Consider the following 24,223-nt stretch of genomic DNA (forward strand, 5'->3'; position numbering starts at 1 on the left):
GGAGCGCCGTCGCACGGGCGGCGGCGCTCGTTCCCCGAGTGTGGTCCGCGTCACGCTGAGCCGCATGAGTACGCGTACTCAGTCAGACGCCTCCACCAGGGCAGACTCTGCCCATGGACTGGTCCCACTACCGCTTCCGCAGCCTGTGGTCCCTGCCCGCGCCGACCACCGCCGTGTACGAGGCCCTGGAGCGAGCCGAGGAGTACCCCCGCTGGTGGCCCCAGGTGCGGGCGGTGACCCGGCTCGACGACACCACCGGCGTCATCACCATCCGCTCCGTCCTGCCGTACGACATGACCTTCACCGCGCGCGAGACGCGCCGCGACCCGGCGTCCGGAATCCTCGAGGCCACCCTGTCCGGCGACATCGAGGGCCGGGTGTGCTGGACCGTCACCCCGCACGGCTCCGGATCCATGGCCCGCTACGACCAGGTCGTCGACGTGCGCAAGCCGCTGCTCAGACGGCTGGCCGTACCGGGACGGCCGCTCTTCCGCGCCAATCACCGGCTGATGATGCGGGCCGGGCGGCGCGGACTGCTGAGGTACCTGCAAGCGGTTTGAAGGAAGCCCGCCCGGACCTGTATTGTTCAGTGCGTTCCCGGGCGATTAGCTCAGTGGGAGAGCGCTTCGTTCACACCGAAGAGGTCACTGGTTCGAACCCAGTATCGCCCACCGGGATAAGGCCGGTCCGTATCCGCGGACCGGCCTTCGTCATGCCGCCGCCGGCAGCTCCGGACGCAGCGGCCACGCCGGGTCCACCTCCTCCGGGGAGCCGCTGCGCGCGAACCACGCCTGTAGCCCGCGCGCCTGTGCCGCGTGCCAGCCGACCTGGAGGGCGTGCACCTCGGTCGGCGTCAGCCGCTCCAGCCGCGTCGCGAAGCGGCGCCCCAGGGCGCGTACGACCTCCAGCGCCGCCAGGGCGTCCGCTCCCGCGTCGTGCGCGCCGTCCAGCGTCACCTGGTAGTGCGCGCACAGATCGGTCAGCGTGCGGCGGCCCTTGCGGTACCGGTCCAGGTGCTTGTCCAGCACCCGGGGATCGAGCACCCGCAGCGGCGACGCCTCGAACCAGCGATCCAGCGAGGACGCGCGATGGCGGCGCAACTCCCGGTCCAGCAGCGTGAGATCGAACGGCGCGTTCATCACCACCAGCGGACGGCCCAGCGCCGCATGCTCCGCCAGTTCCTCGGCTATCTCGTACATCACCGGCGCCGGCCAGCGGCCGTTGCGCTGAAGATGCTCATCCGTCAGTCCGTGCACCGCCGTCGCGCCCTCGGGCACCGGGACACCCGGGTTCACCGTCCAGCGGCGCACCCGGGGCCGGGTCCCCGGGGCGTCCTGAACGACGACGGCGGCCGACACGATCCGGTCGGTCTCGACGTCCACGCCCGTCGTCTCCGTGTCGAAGGCGGCCAGCGGCCCCTCGTACCAGCACGTCATACGACCACAACTCCTCGTTCACCCACGGCAGCTGACGTACCGTCTTCTGCCTGTTTGGTGATACCCGGGCTGTTTGCGCCGTACGCCGGAAGGACACAACAGGAGTACGGGTCTTTGCAGTTCAGCGGCCCGCAACGGGGAAATCCTTGGCGTGGAAGGCTGTTCGTCATGGCGATAGCGCAGCCCGAGCGGGGCGGGCTGCTGCCCGAACGCACGGGCCCCCTTCGCGGCACACTCGCCACCACCGCCTGCATGGAGACACTGCAGGTCGGTTATCTGCACGCGGTCGCCGCGGCGGCGGGCTGCTCGCTGTCCCAGCCGTTCCCGGACAACGGCATCGACTGGCACGTCAGCCACAGCGCACCCGGGCACACCGTCGACGACGAGGTGACCATCAAGGTCCAGCTGAAGTGCACCTACCAGATCGCCCCCAATCCTCCGGGCCGCTTCTTCTCCTTCACGCTCGACAACGACCACCTGCGCAAACTCGCCCGCACACCCGTCACGGTGCACAAGATCCTCGTAGTGATGCTCGTGCCGAGATCCCAGGACGACTGGCTGCGCGCCAGCCACGACCGCCTCGACCTCAGGCACTGCTGCTACTGGATCAACCTCGCCGGCCGGCCCGTCACCGGACGGCACCGGACCACCGTGCGGATACCGACTTCACGCATCTTCGACGACCGGGCGCTGTGCGAGATCATGGCGCGGGTCGGGACGGGAGGCAGACCGTGACGCACCGCCCCCTCGAAGAGCCGTTGCGGCAGGTCAGGCCGCATCCCGACGGCCCCGCCGCCCCCTGGGACCGTCCCCCCGACCCCGCCGACGTCGATCCGGCCGTCCTGAGCGCCCTGCTGCACCGGCACGGCTGGCAGCGGCGCGGCGGAGCCTCCGGACGGTACGGCCGCTGGACCCCGCCCGGACCGGGCGGCACCGGCACCAGCCTGCTCGTGCCCGAGAGCCGGGACTTCCCCGACAGCGACGACCTGCTCGGCGAGGCGCTCCTCGCCCTCACCCGCAGCGGCACGCCCTCCGCCCGCGAGGTGCTCGTCTCCCTCGCCGTCCCCAGCGACGAGATCCACTGGTGGCGGGACGCGCCGACCGGTCCCGTGGGCGCCGCCCCCTGGACCGTCGAGGAGCAGCTGCGCACCGCCGCCCGCCAGACCCTCCTCGCGGCCGCGCTCGCCACGCGCGCGCGTGCCGGCTACCACGGCGCCCGGCACCGCCGGCCGGCCGCCGCGCTGCTGGAGCACGTCCTCGTCGGCCCGGCGGCCTCGGGCCGCCCCCTCACCGCCTTCGCCCCCGTGGGCACCGCACGCCCCCTCGCCGTACGCCTCCACCAGGCCCTGCACGCCGCCCGTGAGGCGATCGACTACCAGCGGGCCACCGGTGGCATGGACGCCTTCGACGGCGCCGTCGAGGCGGGCGTCAGCCGTGAGCTGACCGACGCCCTCATCGCCCTCGTGCGCGGGACGGAGGGCGCCCGGATCGCGGTCGAGTGGGCGCCGGCCGCCGGTGTGCCCGAGGGCTGTGCGGCCTCGGCGGAACCCGTCGAGTTCTCGCCCGGCGACCTGCCCGCCCTGCGCGAGGCCGGGGCCCGCTATCTGCGCGAGGAACCCGCGGTGCCGGTGCGGATCACCGGGACGGTGGTGCGGATGCGCAGGCCGGGGCCGCGCGGTGAGGGCACCGTACGGCTGCGGTTGATCGCCGGCGCCGAGGTGCCGCACGTCCGCGTCACCCTGGGCGAGGAGGACTACCGGATCGCCGGGCACGCCCACCTCGTCGGACTGCCGGTGCGGGTGCGGGGGCGGCTGGAGAGCCGGGGCGGCTTCCGCAGGCTCACCGGTGCCTGCGGGGTCGTACCGGTACAGGTGGACGACGCCGAGCGGGACCAGCTGCTCAAGTCACTGCACGAGAACCTCGACTTCTTCGGGGAGGCGGGCGGGGCGGAGGACTGAGGACGGTGACCGTTTCGCGGTCGGCGGCCCGGGGTCGGTACGATCGCAGTCATGCGCGCGCCCCTGGTATGGCGCCGTATCCCATCTTCAGTCAGGAGAGACCGGTGTCAGACGTCCGTGTGATCATCCAACGCGATTCCGAGCGGGAAGAACGCGTGGTGACGACGGGCACTACGGCCGCCGAGCTCTTCGCCGGCGAGCGCTCGATCATCGCCGCGCGCGTCGGGGACGAGCTGAGGGACCTCGCCTACGAGGTCCGGGACGGCGAGACCGTCGAGGGCGTCGAGATCTCCTCCGAGGACGGCCTGAACATCCTGCGCCACTCCACCGCGCACGTCATGGCGCAGGCCGTGCAGGAGCTGTTCCCCGAGGCCAAGCTGGGCATCGGCCCGCCCGTCAAGGACGGCTTCTACTACGACTTCGACGTCGAGAAGCCGTTCACGCCCGAGGATCTCAAGGCCATCGAGAAGAAGATGCAGGAGATCCAGAAGCGGGGGCAGCGGTTCTCCCGCCGTGTCGTCACCGACGACGCCGCCCGCGAGGAGCTGGCGGACGAGCCGTACAAGCTGGAGCTGATCGGCCTCAAGGGCTCCGCCTCCGCCGACGACGGCGCGGACGTCGAGGTCGGCGCCGGCGAGCTGACGATCTACGACAACCTGGACGCGAAGTCCGGCGACCTGTGCTGGAAGGACCTCTGCCGCGGTCCCCACCTGCCCACCACCCGGAACATCCCGGCGTTCAAGCTGATGCGCAACGCGGCCGCCTACTGGCGCGGCAGCGAGAAGAACCCCATGCTCCAGCGCATCTACGGCACCGCCTGGCCGTCCAAGGACGAGCTCAAGGCCCACCTCGACTTCCTCGCCGAGGCCGAGAAGCGCGACCACCGCAAGCTCGGCAGCGAGCTCGACCTCTTCTCGATCCCCGAGCAGATCGGCTCCGGCCTCGCCGTCTTCCACCCCAAGGGCGGCGTCGTCCGCCGCGTGATGGAGGACTACTCGCGCCGCCGTCACGAGGAGGAGGGCTACGAGTTCGTCTACACCCCGCACGCGACGAAGGGGAAGCTCTTCGAGACGTCCGGGCACCTGGACTGGTACGCCGACGGCATGTACCCGCCCATGCAGCTCGACGAGGGCGTGGACTACTACCTCAAGCCCATGAACTGCCCGATGCACAACCTGATCTTCGACGCGCGCGGCCGCTCCTACCGTGAACTGCCGCTGCGCCTCTTCGAGTTCGGGACCGTGTACCGGTACGAGAAGTCGGGCGTCGTGCACGGTCTGACCCGTGCCCGGGGCTTCACGCAGGACGACGCGCACATCTACTGCACCCGCGAGCAGATGTCCGAGGAGCTCGACAAGACGCTCACCTTCGTCCTCGGCCTCCTGCGCGACTACGGCCTGACCGACTTCTACCTCGAGCTGTCCACCAAGGACCCGGAGAAGTTCGTCGGCTCGGACGAGGTCTGGGAGGAGGCCACGGAGACCCTTCGCCAGGTCGCCGAGAAGCAGGGCCTGCCCCTGGTTCCGGACCCGGGCGGCGCCGCCTTCTACGGCCCGAAGATCTCCGTCCAGACCAAGGACGCGATCGGCCGTACCTGGCAGATGTCGACCATCCAGCTCGACTTCAACCTGCCGGAGCGCTTCGACCTGGAGTACACCGGTCCGGACGGCTCCAAGCAGCGCCCGGTGATGATCCACCGCGCCCTGTTCGGCTCCATCGAGCGGTTCTTCGCCGTGCTGCTCGAGCACTACGCGGGCGCCTTCCCGGCGTGGCTCGCCCCGGTCCAGGCGGTCGGCATCCCGATCGGGGACGCGCACGTCGAGTACCTGGAGAAGTTCGCCGCCGCGGCGAAGCGGAAGGGGCTGCGGGTCGAGGTGGACTCCTCCTCGGACCGTATGCAGAAGAAGATCCGCAACGCCCAGAAGCAGAAGGTGCCCTTCATGGTCATCGCGGGCGACGAGGACATGTCGGGCGGCTCCGTTTCCTTCCGCTACCGCGACGGCTCCCAGGAGAACGGCATCCCCTTCGACGAGGCCATCGCGAAGATCGCGCGGGTCGTCGAGGAGCGGACGCAGGTCTGACGCGCGGGCTCAAGCGGGCCTCCGGGGAGCTTCGGTTCCCCGGAGGCCTGTCGTGTTCCGGCAGGCCATATGCTGCGTTGCATGACGAGTGAGCCGGAGCAGCAGATCGGAGTGGGGACGCAGGACGCGTTCCAGCGCCTGTGGACGCCCCACCGGATGGCCTACATCCAGGGCGAGAACAAGCCGAGCGGCCCGGGTGCCGGCGACGGCTGCCCCTTCTGCTCGATCCCGGCCAAGTCCGACGAGGACGGGCTGGTCGTCCGGCGCGGTGAGCACGTGTACGCGGTGCTCAACCTCTACCCGTACAACGGCGGTCACCTGATGACCGTGCCCTACCGGCACGTCGCGGACTACACCGAACTCACCGGTCCGGAGACCACCGAACTGGCCGAGCTGACCAAGCAGGCGATGACGGCCCTGCGCACCGCCTCCGGCGCGCAGGGTTTCAACATCGGCATGAACCAGGGCACCGTGGCGGGCGCGGGCATCGCCGCCCACCTCCACCAGCACATCGTGCCCCGCTGGGGCGGCGACACGAACTTCATGCCGGTGGTCGGCCACACGAGAGTGCTGCCGCAGCTGCTGGCGGACACCCGCAAGATGCTGGCGGAGGCCTGGCCGACGGTCTGAGAACGCGGTGTTGGTTCTCGGGGGGCGCGGCCCCCCGGGAACTACGCCTCGTACAGATCCGCCTTCTTGGGAGTCGGATCCTGCACCTGCCCGCTGAGGAACGCCGACCGCGCGCCGAACTTCTCGACGTCCACGCCGTTCTCCCGCAGCACCTTGATCGCCGACGAGTGCACCACCCGCAGCACCGGCGTGGCGGCGCGCAGTGCGTCGTCGGCCATGAACCGGTGGCGCCACGGCTTGTCCGCCCAGACGTGCCGGAGTCCGAACGGCTCGGGCAGCCCGAGCGTGCCGCCGAGCCAGTTCAGCAGCGGCGGGTACCAGGTCAGCGGTGCCCGCGCGGCCAGTCGTACCACCTCGTCGGCGTCGACCAGCGGCAGCTTGATCGTGCGGGACTCCCACGGCTTGAGGGACTTGGCGACCGATTTCGTCGGCGCCTCCGGCTTCGAGGTGAACAGCGAGTGCACCGGTCCCAGCGCGTGCCCGGTCACCTCGATGCGCAGCGTCTCGTGCAGCACGGTGACGGTGATCAGCATGGTGATGATCAACTGGCCGTCCCACAGCGTCCACTGCACCCCGAGGTAGTGCCGGTCGCCGCTGCCGAACTGCTGCTTGTTGCAGATGTCCTGTATGGCGTGCGACTTGACCTGGTACGACTCGACGTCGGTGCCCTCCGGCCGGGAGACCGCCTTGGCGTTCTCGCCGGTCGGCGTGACGATCCAGTGCTTGATCGAGGGCTTGGGGAAGCCGCCGGTGTTCAGCGGGCCGCGCTCCAGCATGCGCAGCTGGTCGTGGATCGCGCGGATGACGTCCCAGCTGCGGAAGGGGTGGATCTCCCGGGCGGGATCGGCCTGGACCAGGTCCTCGGCGAGCTGCCAGGCGCCCCAGCGGGTGCCCATGCCGAGTATGCCCTTGGGCCCGGCGTAGAAGACGGAGTTGGACTGCTGCTCGGCGCTGAGCTTGGCCAGGGACTGGCGCAGCTGCTCGGCGGCGGTCTGGGCGGGGCTGCTGGGCACCGACTCGGGGATCTTGGCGCCGACGCTGCTGCCGGCGAGCAGGCCGTCCCAGCGTCCGCGCAGGTCGTGAGCGGTGCGCTCGCAGATGCGCTTGGCCCAGAACCAGCCCAGCACCGGAGCGACCACGGCCGCGCGCGCGTACCAGGCCCAGAACCCGTGGAACGGCATGCGCACCAGGAACAGCGCGGCGAGCGCTCCGACGGCGACCAGCAGCGTGGTGCCGAGGGCGCCGGCCCGCTTGTCGGTGAGTTTGGCGATGGTGGAGCGGATCTGGAAGACGAGCAGCCACACCAGGAGTCCGGGCAGGAAGATCAGGCCGCACACCACCATGACGGCGCTCAGCCGGTTGTCCCGGTCCCGGCGGATGGCGTTGGCCGCGAGGCAGTGCTCCACGACGACCTGGGGCTCGGTCCCGAAGGACTGGATGAGCGCGTTGCGGCCGGGGGCGAGCATGCGGTCGACCACGGCCCGCGAGAAGGCCTCGCCGAGATTCGGCCTGAACAGGGAGATCCGGCCGTCGTTGACGGTCGACGCATGCCATTCGTTGTTGGCCTTGAGTATCTCCGTGACGCCGCTGTCCCGGTAGGCCGCCGAGGCCAGGGCGAAGGTCGCCGCCTGGCTCTCGTCCCCCGAGATGGGCACCTGTGGCCCGTCCCATTCCGTTCCCACCGACATTCCCGCCCCCGATCGCCGCGGCCCCGCTCCTGCGGCCTTCCCGACTTCCTTGCTCCGCACACCTGTTGATCAGGACACCTGGTGATCAGGCGCATGCGTGTTGATCACGTCATCAGCGTATCCGCAGGCACCGACATTCGTCGGCGGACGGCCGAAGCCGCCCGCCGACGAGGGAACGGCACCCGCCTACGAGCCCTCCTTGGCCTCCTCACGGACGCGTTCGGCGATCTGCGGCGGCATCGGTTCGTGCCGGGCGTACGCCCGGCTGAAGCGGGCGGTGCCGTGCGACAGGGACCGCAGGTCGACCGCGTACCGGCCGATCTCGATCTCCGGCACCTCGGCCCGTACCAGGGTGCGTCCGGTGCCCACCTGCTCGGTGCCGACCACCCGGCCGCGCCGCCCGGACAGATCGCTCATCACGGCGCCCACGTAGTCGTCGCCGACCAGCACGGTGACCTCGGCGACCGGCTCCAGCAGATGGATCTTCGCGTCGGCGGCGGCCTCCCGCAGGGCGAGCGCGCCCGCCGTCTGGAAGGCGGCGTCGGAGGAGTCCACCGAGTGCGCCTTGCCGTCCAGCAGCGTGATCCGCACGTCGATCAGCGGATATCCGGCGGCCACCCCCTTGGCGGCCTGCGCCCGTACGCCCTTCTCGACCGACGGGATGAACTGCCGGGGCACTGCACCGCCGACCACCTTGTCCACGAACTCGATGCCCGAGCCACCGGGCAGCGGCTCCACCTCGATCTCGCAGATGGCGAACTGCCCGTGCCCGCCGGACTGCTTCACATGCCGTCCGCGTCCGGCGGCCCTGGTGCCGAAGGTCTCGCGCAGCGACACCTTGTGCGGTACGACGTCGACCTGGACGCCGTACCGGCTGCGCAGCCGCTCCAGGGCCACGTCCGCGTGGGCCTCGCCCAGGCACCACAGCACCACCTGGTGGGTGTTCTGGTTCTGTTCGAGCCGCATGGTCGGGTCCTCGGCGACCAGCCGGGACAGGCCCTGGCTGAGCTTGTCCTCGTCCGGTTTGCTGTGCGCCTGGATGGCCAGCGGAAGCAGCGGGTCCGGCATCTCCCACGGCTCCATCAGCAGCGGTTCGTCCTTGGCGGACAGGGTGTCCCCGGTCTCGGCGCGGTTCAGCTTGGCCACGCACGCGAGATCGCCCGCGACGGCGTGACTGACCGGGCGCTGCTGTTTGCCGAACGGCGTGGACAGGGCGCCGACGCGCTCGTCGACGTCGTGGTCCTCGTGGCCGCGGTCGGCCAGCCCGTGCCCGGAGACGTGCACCGTCTCGTCGGGACGCAGGGTGCCGGAGAAGACGCGGACCAGGGAGATGCGGCCGACGTAGGGGTCGGAGGACGTCTTGACGACCTCGGCGACCAGCGGTCCGCCGGGATCGCACGGCTTGAGCTCGCGCGGTTTGCCGTCGGGCGTGGTGATCCGGGGCTGGTCGCGCTCCAGCGGGGTCGGGAAGCCGCCCGTGATCAGCTCGAGCAGCTCGACCGTGCCGAGGCCCTGCCTGGCGCCGTCGGCCGCGGGGGCGGCGGCCAGGACGGGGAAGAACACGCCGCGCGCGACGGCCCGCTCCAGGTCCTCGATCAGCGTCTTGACGTCGACCTGCTCACCGCCGAGGTAGCGGTCCATGAGGGTCTCGTCCTCGCTCTCGGAGATGATCCCCTCGATGAGGCGGTTGCGGGCCTCCTCGATCCGCGGCAGCTGGTCCTCGCCCGGCTCGGACTCCTTGCGCTCCCCGGTGGAGTAGTCGAACAGCTTCTGCGACAGCAGTCCGGTCAGGCCGGTCACGGGCGCGTGCCCGTCGGGGCCCTCCGGGCCGTGCAGCGGCAGGTACAGCGGGAGCACGGCGTCCGGGTCGTCGGCGCCGAACTCCTCCGCGCAGACCCGGGTCATGCCCGAGAAATCCGCGCGCGCTGCCTCCAGATGGGTGATGACGATGGCGCGCGGCATACCGACGGCCGCGCACTCCTCCCACACCATCCGGGTCGAGCCGTCCACCCCGTCCGAGGCCGAGACGACGAAGAGGGCCGCGTCCGCCGCGCGCAGACCGGCCCTGAGCTCCCCGACGAAGTCGGCGTATCCGGGGGTGTCGAGAAGGTTGATCTTGAACCCGTCCCATTCGACGGGCACCAGGGAGAGCTGTACCGAGCGTTGCTGCCGGTGCTCGATGTCGTCGTAGTCGGAGACGGAGCCGCCGTCCTCCACGCGGCCCGCCCGGTTCACCGCTCCCGCGGTCAGTGCGAGAGCCTCCACCAGAGTCGTCTTGCCCGAACCGGAGTGGCCGACCAATACCACATTCCGTACGGACGCGGGGTGGTCGGCCGCCGTAGCCCTGCCGGCGGCCCCGGGGTGTGTGTGCGCCTTGTCGCCCATGGTCCTGCCTCCCGTGCACGGTGAGGTCACTGTGGGCGCGGACACGCGGCACCGCGTGCACTGGCGGCTCCGGCGACGCCCGCGGTCCTTCGAGCTTTCCACTCCCGTCATGCCGCGTCCATACGAGGAACTCATGAGGTATACCGATCGCGTCACCCAAGGGCGGTTGTGAGCCATGCGCCCGATCCGGTCAGCGGGTGCGGGTGCCCGGCAGTCGCCCACGCGCGCGCGTGGCTACGATGGGCCAGCCGGTGGCCAGCAGGGCCGCGGCGACACCGACCGTCGGGAAGGCCATGCTGAACAAGTACGCGCGTGCATTCTTCACGCGTGTCCTCACACCGTTCGCCGCGTTTCTCATCCGGCGGGGGGTCAGCCCCGACACGGTCACCCTGATCGGCACCGCCGGAGTGGTCGCGGGCGCGCTGGTCTTCTACCCCCGGGGCGAGTTCTTCTGGGGCACGGTCGTGATCACACTGTTCGTCTTCTCCGACCTGGTCGACGGCAACATGGCCCGCCAGCTGGGCCGCTCCAGCCGCTGGGGCGCCTTCCTGGACTCCACCCTCGACCGGGTCGCCGACGGCGCGATCTTCGGCGGCTTCGCCCTGTGGTACGCGGGCCAGGGCGACGACAACGTGCTGTGCGCGGTCTCGATCTTCTGCCTGGCCAGCGGTCAGGTGGTGTCGTACACCAAGGCCCGCGGCGAGTCGATCGGGCTGCCGGTCGCCGTCAACGGGCTCGTGGAACGCGCCGAGCGGCTGGTGGTCTCGCTGGTGGCGGCCGGTTTCGCCGGCCTGCACAAGTTCGGCGTCCCGGGCATCCAGTACCTGCTGCCCGTGGCCCTGTGGATCGTCGCCGTAGGCAGCCTCGTCACGCTGATCCAGCGGGTCGTCACGGTCCGCCGGGAGTCCGCCGAGGCGGAAGCGGCGGCCGGGCCGGACAGCGCGAACGCCTCCCGGGGGAGCGAGGCGACGCAGTGACCGCCGGGGAACGGCTGACCGACGCGCTGTACGGGCTCGGCTGGGGCACCGTCAAGAAGCTCCCCGAGCCGGCCGCGGTGCGCCTCGGCCGCGGCATCGCCGACCTCGCCTGGAAGCAGCGCGGCAAGGGCGTGCAGCGGCTGGAGAGCAACTACGCGCGCGTGCTGCCCGACGCGACCCCGGAGCGCCTGGCCGAGCTGTCACGGGCGGGCATGCGCTCGTACCTGCGCTACTGGATGGAGTCCTTCCGGCTTCCCGCCTGGAGCGCCGAGCGGGTCAAGGCGGGCTTCGACCCCAAGGACCTGCACCACCTGACCGACGGCCTCGCCTCCGGGAGGGGTGTCGTCCTCGCGCTGCCCCACCTGGCGAACTGGGACCTGGCCGGGGCCTGGGTCACCACCAAGCTCCAGACCCCGTTCACCACGGTCGCCGAGCGCCTCAAGCCGGAGAGTCTGTACGACCGGTTCGTCGCCTACCGCGAGGGCCTCGGCATGGAGGTGCTGCCGCACAGCGGCGGCTCCGCGTTCGGCACGCTGGCCCGGCGGCTGCGGGACGGCGGCCTGGTGTGCCTGGTCGCCGACCGCGACCTGTCCGCGTCCGGCGTGGAGGTGACCTTCTTCGGCGAGACCGCGCGGATGCCCGCCGGTCCGTCCCTCCTCGCCCAGCAGACCGGGGCGCTGCTGATGCCCGTCACGCTCTGGTACGACGATTCGCCCGTCATGCGGGGCCGCGTCCACGCCCCGATCGAGGTGCCCGAGTCAGGCACGCGGGCCGAGAAGGCGTCTGTCATGACACAGGCGCTGGCCGATGCCTTCGCCACGGGGATCGCCGACCATCCGGAGGACTGGCACATGCTTCAGCGGCTGTGGATCAAGGACCTTGATCCCACGCGTTCTCCCGCCGGGGGGACCGCGTGAGAATCGGCATCGTCTGCCCGTACTCCTGGGACGTGCCGGGCGGCGTCCAGTTCCACATCCGGGATCTGGCCGAGTACTTCATCCGGCTGGGCCACGAGGTCTCCGTGCTCGCCCCCGCCGACGACGACACCCCGCTCCCGCCGTACGTCGTCTCGGCCGGCCGTGCGGTGCCGGTGCCCTACAACGGTTCGGTGGCCCGGCTGAACTTCGGCTTCCTCTCCGCGGCCCGCGTACGGCGCTGGCTGCACGACGGCGCGTTCGACGTGATCCACATCCACGAGCCGACGTCACCGTCGCTGGGCCTGCTGACCTGCTGGGCGGCGTCCGGGCCGATCGTGGCCACCTTCCACACCTCCAACCCCCGCTCGCGCGCGATGATCGCCGCGTACGCGATCCTCCAGGCCGCGCTGGAGAAGATCAGCGCACGGATCGCGGTCAGCGAGTACGCCCGCCGCACGCTGGTCGAGCACCTCGGCGGGGACGCGGTGGTGATCCCGAACGGCGTCGACGTCGACTTCTTCGCCCGGGCCGAGCCCAGACCCGACTGGCAGGGTGACACCATCGGCTTCATCGGCCGGATCGACGAGCCCCGCAAGGGCCTGCCGGTGCTGATGCGGGCCCTGCCGAAGATCCTCGCCGCGCGGCCGCAGGCCCGGCTGCTGGTGGCCGGCCGCGGGGACGAGGAGGAGGCCGTGGAGTCGCTGCCGGCCGAGCTGCGCGAGCGCGTGGAGTTCCTCGGCATGGTCAGCGACGAGGACAAGGCCCGCTTCCTGCGCAGCATCGACCTGTACGTCGCGCCCAACACCGGCGGTGAGAGCTTCGGCATCATCCTCGTCGAGGCCATGTCGGCGGGCGCGCCCGTCCTCGCCTCCGACCTGGACGCCTTCGCCCAGGTCCTCGACCAGGGCGCGGCCGGCGAACTGTTCGCCAACGAGGACGCCGACGCCCTCGCCGAGGCGGCCGTACGGCTCCTGAAGGACCCCGAGCGCCGAGCCGAGCTGAGCGAGCGGGGGAGCGCCCATGTGCGGCGCTTCGACTGGTCCACGGTCGGCGCGGACATCCTCTCGGTCTACGAGACGGTGACGACCGGCACGGCGGCGGTGGCCGCGGACGAACGCACTTCGGGCCTGCGGGCACGACTGGGACTGGCACGGGACTGATCGGGCCGAAGAGGGTTAGCCTTGCCGCCCGTGACCGCAACATTGATCTGGATCCTCGTCGCGCTCGTCGCGATCGGCCTGTACCTGAGCTGGACCGCGGGGCGGCTGGACCGGCTGCACGCGCGCATCGACGCGGCGCGCGCCGCGCTCGACGCCCAGTTGGTCCGGCGGGCCTCCGTGACCCAGGAACTGGCCACCTCCGGGGTACTGGACCCCGCCGCCTCGATAGTGCTCTACGAGGCCGCGCACGCCGCCCGGCAGGCCGAGGAGGAGCAGCGGGAGGTCGCCGAGAGCGAGCTGAGCCAGGCGCTGCGGGCGGTGTTCGCGGACGCGCGGCAACTGGAGGTCGTCCACGAGGCGCCCGGCGGAGAGGCCGCGACCCGCGAACTGACCGAGGCCGTCCGCCGTGTTCCCATGGCCCGCCGCTTCCACAACGACGCCGTGGGCGCCGCCCGCAGACTCCGCGAGCACCGCAAGGTGCGCTGGTTCCGGCTGGCCGGCCACGCACCGTTTCCGATGGCCTTCGAGATGGACGACGAGCCACCGGCGGTGCTGACGGACCGTTCGAGGACGTGAGCGCCGGATTCAGGCCACCCGCAGGACGGCGGTGCGAACGCGTTTCCCGTAGCGCTCGATGATCCTTTCCGCAGACCACCGGCGATCTTGCCGGTGTCTGTGACCGAACTGAGGGTCCCCTGTGGCTTGAGTGAAAACCGGATGGATCATGCCCTCCGATCGTGTGTACGGTGCAAAAACCAGCCACGGCCGCCCCGAGGCGTGCGAGAACTCCTGCGGCTCCTCCCACGGGACGGCCGCGCGAGCCTCGCCCGAGGCCGCCGTGTCCGGCAGGACCACGAACCCGGTGCCACTCATTCGCTCAGCTCTCCGAGAACCGGCGACCGGCGATCAGAAGCCGCCGGAGTAGTGGCCGAAGATGTCATTGCCTCCCGGCTCACCGAACCCGCCGCCCGGGTGCGGAGGGTGTCCGAGGCGGACGCGCCGTCGGCGGGCCTGCCCGGTTCCTGCCATGTGGTGGCATCGGTCGACGGAGAGGTCCGCTTCCAGGGGAGCGGACCGGACCGCGCCGGGTGTTCCACACCAGGCTGCACCAGGTGGACGTGGCCGCCGACCGGGCCGATGCGCTCGCGGCGATGACCGGCGCCGGGATCGACGAGACGACGCTGGCCCTCCGGGTGGCCACGGGAGGATTCTTGCCGCCCTCATTGGCGGACCGGCCGCTGTGGTCCGGGATCTCCGCGTCGGCGCCGGACCACTGCCTGGTGTGGGAGCGGGACCGGGTGCGCGAGGTGAGACGGTGGCAGCCGCCGGCTCCGGAGCTCTCCCTGGCGGAGGACGCCGAAGCCGTCCGGGAGGCCCTCGTCGCCGCCCTGGACGAACGTGCCCCCGGCCGCGGCCGACTGAGCTCGGACCTGTCCGGCGGCATGGACTCGACGTCGCTGGTGACCTTCCGGTGGGTGAGGCCGAGGCCGAGGCCGGCGACGACGACGCCGCCTTCGCCGCCCACGCCATCGGCGTCCTGGACCGCGCCGAGCACCTCGTCGTACCTCCCGGTGAACTCCCGCGGCTGTTCGGGATGTCTGCAACGCACGATCGCCACCGCCCTCCTCTGCCGGGTGCGCGGGGCCTGGCCCACCTGGTGCACCGGCGTGCGCACCCACCCCTTCGCCGCCCACGCCTGGGTCGAGGCCGAGGGTCGGCTCGTCGGCGAGGGCCACCTCAGGGGCCACTTCAAGACCCTGATGTCCATCGCGCCGGTGTCCCACGACCGGGAGCGCTGACCCCGCGCGGGAGAGGGGAACCGCAGGCGGGCCGATCGAAAAGGATCCACCGGCTTGCCATTGGCCCTTGCTGTGGCCTGGTCCACTCCCGTTTCCTCTAGCAAGCAGTAATCCTCTTCCCTTCAGTGAGGTCACCCGTGTCCAGCATCGAGAACCAGGCTCCCGAGACCGGCACCGCCCGTGTGAAGCGCGGCATGGCCGAGCAGCTCAAGGGCGGTGTGATCATGGACGTCGTCACGCCGGAGCAGGCGAAGATCGCCGAGGACGCGGGCGCCGTCGCCGTCATGGCACTGGAGCGGGTCCCGGCCGACATCCGCAAGGACGGCGGCGTGGCCCGCATGTCCGACCCCGACATGATCGAGGGAATCATCGAGGCGGTCTCGATCCCGGTCATGGCCAAGTCCCGCATCGGCCACTTCGTCGAGGCCCAGGTACTTCAGTCGCTCGGCGTGGACTACATCGACGAGTCCGAGGTCCTCACCCCGGCCGACGAGGTCAACCACTCCGACAAGTGGGCCTTCACCACCCCCTTCGTCTGTGGTGCCACCAACCTGGGCGAGGCCCTGCGCCGCATCGCCGAGGGTGCCGCGATGATCCGCTCCAAGGGCGAGGCCGGCACCGGCAACGTCGTCGAGGCGGTCCGCCACCTCCGCCAGATCAAGAACGAGATCGCCAGGCTGCGCGGCTTCGACAACCACGAGCTGTACGCCGCCGCCAAGGAGCTGCGCGCCCCGTACGAGCTGGTCAAGGAGGTCGCCGAGCTCGGCAAGCTCCCCGTGGTGCTGTTCTCCGCCGGTGGCGTGGCCACCCCGGCCGACGCCGCCCTGATGCGCCAGCTCGGCGCCGAGGGTGTCTTCGTCGGCTCCGGCATCTTCAAGTCCGGCGACCCGGCCAAGCGCGCCGCCGCCATCGTCAAGGCCACCACCTTCTACGACGACCCGAAGATCATCGCGGACGCTTCCCGCAACCTCGGCGAGGCCATGGTCGGCATCAACTGCGACACCCTCCCCGAGACCGAGCGCTACGCGAACCGGGGCTGGTGATGACCCCTCCCGTGGTCGGAGTGCTCGCGCTCCAGGGTGACGTACGGGAGCATCTCGTCGCCCTGGCCGCGGCCGACGCCGTGGCCAGGCCGGTGCGGCGCCCCGAGGAACTCGCCGAGGTGGACGGCCTCGTCCTCCCCGGCGGCGAGTCCACGACCATCTCCAAGCTGGCCATCCTCTTCGGCGTGATGGACCCGCTCCGCGCGCGCGTGCAGGACGGCATGCCCGTCTACGGCACCTGCGCGGGCATGATCATGCTCGCCGACAAGATCCTCGACCCGCGCTCGGGCCAGGAGACCGTCGGCGGTATCGACATGATCGTGCGCCGCAACGCCTTCGGGCGCCAGAACGAGTCGTTCGAGGCGGCGGTCGACGTCCAGGGCGTCGCGGGCGATCCTGTAGAGGGCGTTTTCATCCGCGCCCCCTGGGTCGAGTCCGTCGGTGCCGAGACAGAGGTGCTCGCCGAGCACGAGGGCCACATCGTCGCGGTCCGCCAGGGCAACGCGCTGGCCACGTCGTTCCACCCGGAACTGACCGGCGACCACCGTGTGCACGCCCTGTTCGTCGACATGGTGCACGCGAACCGGGCTACGGAGTCCTAGTAGGATCTCTGGCGTTCGTTGTTCGGATGGGTTACGCGAAGGAGACAGGCAGATGTCCGGCCACTCTAAATGGGCTACGACGAAGCACAAGAAGGCCGTGATCGATGCCAAGCGTGGCAAGCTCTTCGCGAAGCTGATCAAGAACATCGAGGTCGCGGCCCGTATGGGCGGCGTCGACATCGAGGGCAACCCGACCCTCTACGACGCCATCCAGAAGGCGAAGAAGCAGTCGGTGCCGAACAAGAACATCGACTCCGCGGTCAAGCGCGGCGGTGGCCTTGAGGCCGGCGGTGCCGACTACGAGACGATCATGTACGAGGGCTACGGCCCCAACGGTGTCGCGGTGCTCATCGAGTGCCTCACCGACAACCGCAACCGCGCCGCCTCCGACGTGCGTGTCGCCATGACCCGCAACGGCGGCTCGATGGCCGACCCCGGTTCGGTGTCGTACCTCTTCAACCGCAAGGGCGTCGTGATCGTCCCCAAGGGCGAGCTGACCGAGGACGACGTCCTGGGTGCCGTCCTGGACGCGGGCGCCGAGGAAGTCAACGACCTGGGCGAGTCCTTCGAGGTGCTCAGCGAAGCCACCGACATGGTCGCCGTCCGCACCGCCCTCCAGGACGCGGGGATCGACTACGACTCCGCCGAGGCCAACTTCGTCCCGACCATGCAGATCGAGCTGGACGAGGAGGGCGCCAAGAAGATCTTCAAGCTGATCGACGCCCTCGAGGACAGCGACGACGTGCAGAACGTCTTCGCCAACTTCGACGTCAGCGACGAGGTCATGGAGAAGGTCGACGCGTAACGCTGCCGCGGGCTGAACGGACCGAACGGGCCGACGGGACACACCCGTCGGCCCGTCGTCGTGTCGGCCGTTGTCGGTGGCACCGGATAGCCTGCACAAACAGGTGACCGAAGGGAGGGGCGCGTGCGCGTACTCGGGGTGGACCCCGGGCTGACCCGGTGCGGTGTCGGCGTCGTCGAGGGGGTCGCGGGGCGCCCGCTCACCATGGTGGGCGTGGGTGTCGTACGGACGCCCGCGGACGCCGAGTTGGGGCACCGCCTCGTCGCCGTCGAGCAGGGCATCGAGCAGTGGCTCGACGAGCACCGGCCCGAATGCGTGGCCGTGGAGCGGGTGTTCAGCCAGCACAACGTACGGACCGTGATGGGCACCGCCCAGGCCAGCGCCGTCGCCATGCTGTGCGCCGCCCGCCGGGGCATCCCCGTCGCCCTGCACACCCCCAGCGAGGTCAAGGCCGCCGTCACCGGCAGCGGACGCGCCGACAAGGCCCAGGTCGGTGCCATGGTCACCCGCCTGCTCCGGCTCGACGCGCCGCCCAAGCCGGCCGACGCCGCCGACGCCCTCGCGCTCGCCATCTGCCACATCTGGCGCGCCCCCGCGCAGAACCGGCTCCAGCAGGCCGTCGCCCTGCACGCAGCCAAAGCACCGACACTGAAAGGCCGTACGGGATGATCGCCTTCGTCAGCGGACCGGTCGCCGCCCTCGCCCCCGACTCCGCGGTGGTCGAGGTGGGCGGCATCGGCATCGCCGTCCAGTGCACCCCGAACACCCTCTCGGGACTGCGGATGGGCCAGCAGGCCAAACTGGCCACCTCCCTGGTCGTCCGCGAGGACTCCCTGACGCTGTACGGCTTCGCCGACGACGACGAGCGCCAGGTCTTCGAGCTGCTCCAGACCGCCAGCGGTGTCGGCCCGAGACTCGCCCAGGCGATGCTGGCGGTGCACACGCCGGACGCGCTGCGCCGGGCCGTCGCCACCGGTGACGAGAAGGCCCTCGTCGCCGTCCCCGGCATCGGCAAGAAGGGCGCCCAGAAGCTGCTGCTGGAGCTGAAGGACCGCCTCGGCGAGCCGATCGGCGCCCCGGCGATGGGCACACCCGTCACCCAGGGCTGGCGCGACCAGCTGCACGCGGCCCTCATCGGCCTCGGATACGCCACCCGCGAGGCCGACGAGGCGGTGGCCGCGGTGGCCCCGCAGGCCGAGGCGGGCGGCGGCACGCCCCAGGTGGGCCAGCTGCTGAAGGCCGCCCTGCAGACCCTCAACCGCGCCCGCTGACCGACCACACCACCCTGAGGCACACCACATGAACTGGGACGACACGACCGACCCCGCCGCCCCCGAGCGGCTGGTGGGCTCTGTCGCCGACCGTGAGGACCAGGCCGTCGAGGCGGCCCTGCGCCCCAAGGACCTGGGCGAGTTCATCGGCCAGGAGAAGGTCCGCGAGCAGCTCGACCTCGTGCTGCGCGCCGCACGCGCGCGCGGGGCGACCGCCGACCACGTGCTGCTCTCCGGCGCCCCCGGCCTCGGCAAGACCACCCTCTCGATGATCATCGCCGCCGAGATGGGCGCTCCGATCCGCATCACGTCCGGCCCCGCCATCCAGCACGCCGGCGACCTCGCGGCGATCCTCTCCTCCCTCCAGGAGGGCGAGGTCCTCTTCCTCGACGAGATCCACCGCATGTCCCGGCCCGCCGAGGAGATGCTCTACATGGCCATGGAGGACTTCCGGGTCGACGTCATCGTCGGCAAGGGCCCCGGTGCCACCGCCATCCCGCTCGAACTGCCCCCCTTCACGCTGGTCGGCGCCACCACGCGCGCGGGCCTGCTGCCGCCGCCGCTGCGCGACCGCTTCGGCTTCACCGCGCACATGGAGTTCTACGAACCGGCCGAGCTGGAGCGCGTCGTGCACCGCTCCGCGAGCCTCCTCGACGTCGAGATCGACGCCGCGGGAGCGGCCGAGATCGCCGGCCGCTCCCGCGGCACGCCCCGCATCGCCAACCGCCTGCTGCGCCGGGTGCGGGACTACGCGCAGGTCAAGGCCGACGGGCTGATCACCCGCGAGATCGCCGGGGCGGCCCTCGCCGTGTACGAGGTCGACGAGCGCGGTCTGGACCGGCTCGACCGGGCGGTCCTTCAGGCCCTGCTGAAGCTGTTCGGCGGCGGCCCGGTCGGCCTGTCCACGCTCGCCGTCGCGGTGGGGGAGGAGCGGGAGACCGTGGAAGAGGTCGCCGAGCCCTTCCTCGTACGCGAGGGCCTGCTCGCCCGCACCCCGCGCGGGCGGGTCGCCACGCCCGCCGCATGGGCGCATCTCGGCCTCACCCCACCCGGCTCGGCAGCCGGTGGCACATCCGGTGGAACCGGACAACAGGACCTCTTCGGGGCGTGACGGCGGGGTCATCGGCGAGGTCATCGGCGGGGGCATTGGCCGGGGGAGGAACCCAGGTGCCATGCTGAACGTTGTTCCATGTGCGTGGACTCGCTTAGACTCCGCCGATGCCGCCTTCGCGGGCGGCGCCAACCACACCCCCAAAGACCAGGCCGCTCTCCGTCGCGGTCGCGCGAAGGAAATCCCGTCCCGTGAATACCTTGACCCTTCTCCCGTTCATCGTGCTCATCGCGGCCATGTTCCTGATGACGCGCTCGGCCAAGAAGAAGCAGCAGCAGGCCGCCAGCATGCGGAACGAGATGCAGCCCGGCTCCGGCGTCCGCACGATCGGGGGCATGTACGCGACGGTCAAGGAGGTCAACGAGGACACGGTCCTCCTTGACGCCGGCCCGGGTGTCGACCTCCTCTTCGCCAAGAACGCGATCGGCGCCGTCCTGACCGACGACGAGTACAACCGCATCGTCCACGGCATCGAGCACGACCTGAAGTCCGACGCCGACGTCGTCCCGGACGACGCCTCCTCCCTCACCGAGACCGACGCCGCCGACGACGCTGCCGCCGCCTCCGACGACAAGGCCGTCGACCTCGGTAAGAAGGACGTGTCCGAGGAGAAGGCCGACGAGGCCGAGACCGCCGAGGCGAAGGCGGACGAAGAGCCGAAGAAGACCGACGGCGACTCCGACGCGAAGTAGTCACGTCCCGGGGAGCGCGGCGCGATAGGTTCGCGGCCGGCGCACCCCGGGCGCGTCTGTTTTCCGCACGGAATCCCGACACCATGTCATGGCCGACCGCGTCCCGACCGGGCGCGGGGCGGCCCGAGAGGGAGTACGAGAAGGTGGCAGCACCTAAGAGGGGCCGGAGCGCGAGTGCCCAGAGCAAGCCAGGGCGCTCGCTGGCCCTCATCCTGATCGCCATCGTGGCGCTCACCGGGGGCATGTTCGCCTCCGGAAACACCACTCCGCGTCTCGGCATCGACCTCGCCGGCGGCACGAGCATCACGCTCAAGGCGAAGGCCGACCAGGGATCCGCGATCAACCAGGCCAACATGAACACCGCGGTCGAGATCATGGACCGCCGTGTCAACGGCCTGGGCGTCTCCGAGGCGGAGGTGCAGACCCAGGGGAACGACCACATCATCGTCAACATCCCCAAGGGCACCAACTCCAAGGAGGCCCAGCAGCAGGTCGGCACCACCGCCAAGCTGTACTTCCGCACGGTCCTCACCAGCGAGCCCAGCGGCGTCGCCGCCTCGCAGAGTCCGTCGCCGAGCGCGTCCCCCAGCGGCAGCGGTTCGCCGAGCCCCTCGAGCAGCGCCTCCTCCAAGGAGAAGGCGTCCTCGTCCTCCTCCGCGTCCCCGACCGCCACCGCCACCTCGCAGGGCCGCGCGGTCAGCGACGCCCTGAAGGCCGACGCCACGCCGTCGTCCTCGGCCTCCGCGAAGTCCTCGGCCTCCCCGAGCCCCTCCGCCTCGTCGAGCTCCTCGGGCAGCGCCACCGACAAGACGGCCGCCAAGCTCCAGGCCCAGTACACCGCCCTGGACTGCTCCAAGGCCGCCGACCGGGCCAAGGCCGGCACGAACGCCAAGCCCGGCGAGTCGACCGTGGCCTGCGGCAAGGTCAAGAACACCTGGTACAAGTACCTGCTCGGCCCGGCCGCCGTGGACGGCACCGAGGTGAAGAAGGCCCAGGCGGTCTACGACACCCAGGGCGCCGCCGGCTGGCAGGTCCAGATGACGTTCACCGGCAGCGGGGCGAAGAAGTTCGCCGACATCACCGGCCAGCTGGCCAAGAACCAGGAGCCGCAGAACGAGTTCGCCATCGTCCTCGACGGCGACGTCGTCTCCAGCCCGTACGTGCAGCAGGCCATCACCGGCGGCCAGGCGGAGATCTCCGGCAGCTTCACCCAGCAGGAGGCGCAGAGCCTCGGCAACATGCTGTCGTACGGCGCCCTGCCGCTCTCCTTCAAGGAGGAGACCGTCACCACGGTGACCGCCGCGCTCGGCGGTCAGCAGCTGCACGCCGGTCTGCTCGCCGGCGCCATCGGCCTCGCCCTGGTCGTGATCTACCTGATCGCCTACTACCGCGGTCTGTCGCTCGTGGCCATGGCCTCACTGCTGGTCTCCGCGATCCTCACCTACGTGATCATGGCGCTCCTCGGCCCGGCCATCGGCTTCGCGCTGAACCTTCCGGCCGTCTGCGGTGCCATCGTCGCCATCGGTATCACCGCGGACTCGTTCATCGTGTACTTCGAACGCATCCGGGACGAGATCCGCGAGGGCCGCACGCTGCGTCCCGCCGTCGAGCGGGCCTGGCCGCGTGCCCGGCGCACGGTCCTGGTCTCCGACTTCGTGTCGTTCCTCGCCGCGGCGGTGCTGTTCACCGTGACCGTCGGCAAGGTGCGTGGCTTCGCGTTCACGCTCGGCCTGACCACCGTGCTCGACGTGGTCGTCGTCTTCCTCTTCACCAAGCCGCTCATGACACTGCTCGCCCGCCGCAAGTTCTTCGCGAACGGCCACAAGTGGTCCGGCCTCGACCCGAAGAGCCTGGGTGCCAAGCCGCCGCTGCGCCGCACCCGCCGTCCCGCCGGTCCCGCCGCCGGCCCTGTCGACCCGAAGGAGGCGTGAGCGATGTCGAAACTCGGCGACCTCGGCGCGCGACTGCACCGCGGCGAGATCAGCTACGACTTCGTCGGCAAGCGCAAGATCTGGTACGGCGTCTCGATCCTGATCACCATCACGGCCATCCTCGGCCTGGCGGTGCGCGGCCTGAACATGGGCATCGAGTTCAAGGGCGGAGCGGTCTTCACGACGCCGACCCACATGAGCACCTCGGTGGCCAAGGCGGAGGAGTACGCGCAGGACGCCGCCGGCCACGAGGCGGTCGTACAGAAGCTCGGCAACGGCAGCCTGCGCATCCAGATCGCCGGCATCGACACCGACAAGTCCGACCAGATCAAGCAGACCCTGGCCAAGGACCTCAACCTCGACCCGGAGAAGCTCGCCGCCGACCTGGTCGGCCCGAGCTGGGGTGAGCAGATCGCCAACAAGGCCTGGGAGGGTCTGGCGATCTTCATGGTGCTCGTGGTGATCTACCTGGCGATCGCCTTCGAGTGGCGCATGGCGGTGGCGGCGTTCGTCGCCCTGATCCACGACATCACCATCACCACCGGTATCTACGCCCTCGTCGGCTTCGAGGTCACCCCCGGCACCGTCATCGGTCTGCTGACCATCCTCGGTTACTCGCTCTACGACACGGTCGTCGTCTTCGACAGCCTCAAGGAGCAGACGAAGGACATCACCAAGCAGACCCGCTTCACCTACAGCGACATCGCCAACCAGTCGATCAACGGCACCCTGGTGCGTTCGATCAACACCACGGTGGTCGCGCTGCTGCCGGTCGCGGGCCTGCTGTTCATCGGTGGCGGCTTCCTCGGCGCGGGCACGCTCAACGACATCTCGCTGTCGCTGTTCGTCGGTCTCGCCGCCGGTGCCTACTCGTCGATCTTCATCGCCACGCCGCTCGTCGCCGACCTCAAGGAGGCGGAGCCGCAGATGAAGGCCCTCAAGAAGCGCGTCCTCGCCAAGCGGGCCCAGGCCGCCACCGAGGAGGAGCTCGCCGGGACCCGGCCCACCGCCGTCGACGAGCCCGACGACGACGCCGCGGCCGCGGCCGTCGTGGGCCCGCGCAACCAGCCCGCGTCCCGCGGCCGGGGCCGGGGCCGACCCTCGGGGAAGCGCCGATGACCGACATCGAGGAACTGCTGCTCAGCCGCATCCGGGACGTCGAGGACTACCCGGAGCAGGGCGTGATGTTCAAGGACATCACCCCGCTCCTGGCGGACCCGGCGGCGTTCACCGCGCTGACCGACGCGCTGGCGGAGATCGCCGAGCGCACCGGCGCCACCAAGATCGTCGGGCTGGAGGCCCGCGGCTTCATCCTGGGCGCCCCGGTGGCCGTCCGGGCGGGGCTCGGCTTCATCCCCGTACGCAAGGCGGGCAAGCTGCCCGGGGCCACCCTCCGGCAGTCGTACGACCTGGAGTACGGGTCGGCCGAGATCGAGGTGCACGCGGAGGATCTGGTCTCCGGTGACCGCATCCTCATCGTGGACGACGTCCTCGCCACGGGGGGTACCGCCGAGGCGGCCATCCAGCTCATCCACCGCGCGGGCGCCGAGATCGCGGGCGTGGCGGTGCTGATGGAGCTGTGCTTCCTCGCGGGCCGTCCGCGACTGGAGGCGGCGCTGCGTGGCGCTCCGCTGGAAGCGCTGCTGCGGGTCTGAGTCACATTGGTCGCCGAGGCCGTCCTGGTGCGTCCGGGGCGGCCTCGGCTGCGTCTTCGGCCGGTGCAGGCTCGCGGTCGGG

General features: G+C 70.8%; 23 protein-coding genes and 1 tRNA gene. 21 read left to right on the forward strand and 3 right to left on the reverse strand.

The genetic code is table 11. From position 1 onward, the window contains the following. The first annotated feature begins 113 nt into the window (after positions 1 to 113). Complete coding sequence (locus ABZ915_RS20475) at positions 114 to 560, forward strand: SRPBCC family protein (protein ID WP_361804666.1); 447 nt, start codon at positions 114 to 116, stop codon at positions 558 to 560. A gap of 39 nt (positions 561 to 599) precedes the next feature. Further along, a tRNA-Val gene (locus ABZ915_RS20480) sits at positions 600 to 671 on the forward strand. Between the two features lie 39 nt (positions 672 to 710). Here ABZ915_RS20480 and ABZ915_RS20485 read toward each other — a convergent pair. Beyond that, positions 711 to 1,436, reverse strand: coding sequence for a 3'-5' exonuclease (locus tag ABZ915_RS20485; protein WP_361804669.1), 726 nt, complete (start codon positions 1,434 to 1,436; stop codon positions 711 to 713). A gap of 168 nt (positions 1,437 to 1,604) precedes the next feature. Between ABZ915_RS20485 and ABZ915_RS20490 the strand changes: the two genes are divergently transcribed. From ABZ915_RS20490 to ABZ915_RS20505, 4 genes are all read left to right on the forward strand, one after another. After that, positions 1,605 to 2,171 (forward strand): DUF4365 domain-containing protein, encoded by a 567-nt coding sequence (locus tag ABZ915_RS20490; RefSeq protein WP_361804672.1) that lies wholly within the window; start codon positions 1,605 to 1,607, stop codon positions 2,169 to 2,171. Further along, positions 2,168 to 3,394 carry a hypothetical protein gene (locus ABZ915_RS20495; RefSeq protein WP_361804675.1) on the forward strand — a complete coding sequence of 409 codons (1,227 nt, stop codon included), beginning with the start codon at positions 2,168 to 2,170 and terminating at the stop codon, positions 3,392 to 3,394. Before ABZ915_RS20490 ends, ABZ915_RS20495 begins: the two co-directional genes overlap by 4 nt. Positions 3,395 to 3,498: 104 nt before the next feature. Then, positions 3,499 to 5,475: a threonine--tRNA ligase gene (gene thrS, locus ABZ915_RS20500; RefSeq protein ID WP_361804678.1), complete on the forward strand. Its 1,977-nt coding sequence runs from the start codon at positions 3,499 to 3,501 to the stop codon at positions 5,473 to 5,475. Positions 5,476 to 5,544: 69 nt separating this feature from the next. Continuing rightward, positions 5,545 to 6,105: an HIT domain-containing protein gene (locus ABZ915_RS20505; protein WP_361441064.1), complete on the forward strand. Its 561-nt coding sequence runs from the start codon at positions 5,545 to 5,547 to the stop codon at positions 6,103 to 6,105. A 41-nt stretch (positions 6,106 to 6,146) separates the two neighbouring features. Here the strand turns inward: ABZ915_RS20505 and ABZ915_RS20510 are convergent, their stop codons facing one another. Further along, entirely contained in the window at positions 6,147 to 7,793 is a 1,647-nt protein-coding gene (locus tag ABZ915_RS20510) for a hypothetical protein (RefSeq protein WP_361804681.1), read from the reverse strand. 186 nt (positions 7,794 to 7,979) lie between these two features. After that, positions 7,980 to 10,178 (reverse strand): elongation factor G-like protein EF-G2, encoded by a 2,199-nt coding sequence (locus ABZ915_RS20515; RefSeq protein WP_361804684.1) that lies wholly within the window; start codon positions 10,176 to 10,178, stop codon positions 7,980 to 7,982. A 239-nt stretch (positions 10,179 to 10,417) separates the two neighbouring features. Here ABZ915_RS20515 and pgsA point away from each other — a divergent pair, with 239 nt between their 5' ends. From pgsA to ABZ915_RS20590, 15 genes are all read left to right on the forward strand, one after another. After that, positions 10,418 to 11,155 (forward strand): phosphatidylinositol phosphate synthase, encoded by a 738-nt coding sequence (gene pgsA, locus ABZ915_RS20520; RefSeq protein ID WP_361804686.1) that lies wholly within the window; start codon positions 10,418 to 10,420, stop codon positions 11,153 to 11,155. Further along, the gene (locus ABZ915_RS20525) at positions 11,152 to 12,072 is read left to right on the forward strand and encodes a phosphatidylinositol mannoside acyltransferase (protein ID WP_361804689.1); all 921 of its coding nucleotides are present in this window, start codon (positions 11,152 to 11,154) and stop codon (positions 12,070 to 12,072) included. Before pgsA ends, ABZ915_RS20525 begins: the two co-directional genes overlap by 4 nt. Next, positions 12,069 to 13,232 carry a glycosyltransferase family 4 protein gene (locus ABZ915_RS20530; RefSeq protein ID WP_361804692.1) on the forward strand — a complete coding sequence of 388 codons (1,164 nt, stop codon included), beginning with the start codon at positions 12,069 to 12,071 and terminating at the stop codon, positions 13,230 to 13,232. The genes ABZ915_RS20525 and ABZ915_RS20530 overlap by 4 nt, the downstream gene beginning before the upstream one ends. A 30-nt stretch (positions 13,233 to 13,262) precedes the next feature. Further along, positions 13,263 to 13,808 carry a hypothetical protein gene (locus tag ABZ915_RS20535; protein WP_361804695.1) on the forward strand — a complete coding sequence of 182 codons (546 nt, stop codon included), beginning with the start codon at positions 13,263 to 13,265 and terminating at the stop codon, positions 13,806 to 13,808. A gap of 512 nt (positions 13,809 to 14,320) precedes the next feature. Beyond that, a complete protein-coding gene (locus tag ABZ915_RS20540) occupies positions 14,321 to 15,031 on the forward strand; it encodes a lasso peptide biosynthesis B2 protein (RefSeq protein ID WP_361804698.1) in 711 nt (236 codons plus the stop codon). Between the two features lie 137 nt (positions 15,032 to 15,168). Then, positions 15,169 to 16,074, forward strand: a complete 906-nt coding sequence (pdxS, locus tag ABZ915_RS20545) for a pyridoxal 5'-phosphate synthase lyase subunit PdxS (protein ID WP_361804701.1) — start codon at positions 15,169 to 15,171, stop codon at positions 16,072 to 16,074. Continuing rightward, entirely contained in the window at positions 16,071 to 16,676 is a 606-nt protein-coding gene (gene pdxT, locus ABZ915_RS20550; protein ID WP_361804704.1) for a pyridoxal 5'-phosphate synthase glutaminase subunit PdxT, read from the forward strand. The genes pdxS and pdxT overlap by 4 nt, the downstream gene beginning before the upstream one ends. A 52-nt stretch (positions 16,677 to 16,728) precedes the next feature. Next, entirely contained in the window at positions 16,729 to 17,481 is a 753-nt protein-coding gene (locus ABZ915_RS20555) for a YebC/PmpR family DNA-binding transcriptional regulator (protein WP_361804707.1), read from the forward strand. Between the two features lie 123 nt (positions 17,482 to 17,604). After that, entirely contained in the window at positions 17,605 to 18,150 is a 546-nt protein-coding gene (gene ruvC, locus ABZ915_RS20560) for a crossover junction endodeoxyribonuclease RuvC (protein ID WP_361804710.1), read from the forward strand. Further along, positions 18,147 to 18,752 (forward strand): Holliday junction branch migration protein RuvA, encoded by a 606-nt coding sequence (ruvA, locus tag ABZ915_RS20565; protein ID WP_361804713.1) that lies wholly within the window; start codon positions 18,147 to 18,149, stop codon positions 18,750 to 18,752. The genes ruvC and ruvA overlap by 4 nt, the downstream gene beginning before the upstream one ends. A gap of 28 nt (positions 18,753 to 18,780) precedes the next feature. After that, positions 18,781 to 19,863, forward strand: coding sequence for a Holliday junction branch migration DNA helicase RuvB (gene ruvB / locus ABZ915_RS20570; protein WP_361804716.1), 1,083 nt, complete (start codon positions 18,781 to 18,783; stop codon positions 19,861 to 19,863). A gap of 191 nt (positions 19,864 to 20,054) precedes the next feature. After that, positions 20,055 to 20,555, forward strand: coding sequence for a preprotein translocase subunit YajC (gene yajC, locus ABZ915_RS20575; protein ID WP_361804719.1), 501 nt, complete (start codon positions 20,055 to 20,057; stop codon positions 20,553 to 20,555). Between the two features lie 143 nt (positions 20,556 to 20,698). Next, positions 20,699 to 22,486, forward strand: coding sequence for a protein translocase subunit SecD (secD, locus tag ABZ915_RS20580; RefSeq protein WP_361804722.1), 1,788 nt, complete (start codon positions 20,699 to 20,701; stop codon positions 22,484 to 22,486). A gap of 3 nt (positions 22,487 to 22,489) precedes the next feature. Further along, a complete protein-coding gene (gene secF, locus ABZ915_RS20585) occupies positions 22,490 to 23,605 on the forward strand; it encodes a protein translocase subunit SecF (protein WP_361804725.1) in 1,116 nt (371 codons plus the stop codon). Continuing rightward, positions 23,602 to 24,141 (forward strand): adenine phosphoribosyltransferase, encoded by a 540-nt coding sequence (locus tag ABZ915_RS20590; protein ID WP_361804728.1) that lies wholly within the window; start codon positions 23,602 to 23,604, stop codon positions 24,139 to 24,141. Before secF ends, ABZ915_RS20590 begins: the two co-directional genes overlap by 4 nt. Positions 24,142 to 24,223 lie beyond the last annotated feature (82 nt).

The sequence above is a fragment of the Streptomyces sp. NPDC046915 genome (assembly GCF_040644935.1).
GTDB lineage: Bacteria > Actinomycetota > Actinomycetes > Streptomycetales > Streptomycetaceae > Streptomyces.